The organism is Arthrobacter vasquezii (genome assembly GCF_029455255.1).
GTDB lineage: Bacteria > Actinomycetota > Actinomycetes > Actinomycetales > Micrococcaceae > Arthrobacter_D > Arthrobacter_D parietis.
The window spans coordinates 1-927 of record NZ_JAROKN010000128.1 but is presented as its reverse complement, the minus strand read 5'-3'; the positions used below and the strand labels follow the sequence as shown (position 1 = coordinate 927).

The 927-nt window shown below is 58.7% G+C and carries 1 protein-coding gene and 1 pseudogene; both read left to right on the top strand.

Annotated elements, in window-relative coordinates:
- Positions 1–7: 7 nt before the first annotated feature.
- Positions 8–67, top strand: a pseudogene (locus tag P4U43_RS18035) (hypothetical protein); the annotation flags it as partial.
- On the top strand, positions 67–675 hold the full coding sequence (locus tag P4U43_RS17920; RefSeq protein WP_277359952.1) for an IS5 family transposase: 609 nt from the start codon (positions 67–69) through the stop codon (positions 673–675). The pseudogene P4U43_RS18035 and the gene P4U43_RS17920, both read left to right, overlap by 1 nt.
- Positions 676–927 lie beyond the last annotated feature (252 nt).

The following is a 927-nucleotide window of genomic DNA, read 5'->3' as shown; positions in this document are numbered from 1 at the left end:
GAACGGTATGCTCTACGTGCTACGGATCGGCTGTCCCTGGCGCGACATGCATGAGCGCTACGGAAAATGGAACTCGGTCTATGTCCGGTTCCGGCGCTGGGCGGAGCAAGGCGTCTGGGACGCGATGCTGGAAAGCCTTGTAGAGCTTGGGCTCACCGACGACTGGAGCCACATGATCGATTCCACCACCATCCGGGGCCACAGCCAGGCCGCCGGAGCCCGGGGGGGACTCATAAGGAAGGCTTTGGTCGAAGCCGCGGCGGCTTTACGAGCAAAATCCACGCCCGTTCAGACGGTCAAGGCCGCCCTCTTGGCTTCGTCCTGACCGGCGGCGAGGCTTCCGACTACAAGGCCGCCGCAGCCCTCATCGAACTGCCTGTGGCCAAGCCCAGGATGATGCTGGCCGACAAGGGCTACGACGGCGACGAGGTCCGCACGGCTCTCCTGATGAAGGGGGTTTTGCCGGTGATCCCACCCAAATCCAACCGTCGAGAGACCATCGCCTGCGACTTCAAGGCCTACAAGGACCGCAACCGTATCGAGCGAATGTTCAATCGCATCAAACAGTTCAGGCGCATCGCCACACGCTACGACAAAACCGCCGCATCATACCTCGGCTTCCTGGCTCTGGCCTCGGTCAAACTCTGGATGCCAACTTATGTCAACAGGCCCTAGGCTCCTCGGACGTTTTGATTGCGAGAAGCTAGCATTAGTGAATCGCAAATAGAATGTGAGGTCAGTCTAACAAACTGGGTGGTTTGCATCGAACATTGTGATGCCTGCATGACGCACTGAGCGGTCGCTAAGTGCGGCCCGCATCACAACGTAAGTCCTGGCGGACGCTCAGTTAAATGTTGAGCAAAGGCTGAGTATAAGTCGCGCGTACTCATCCGACCGTAATCTTGCAGCACGGGATCGCCTATGAGA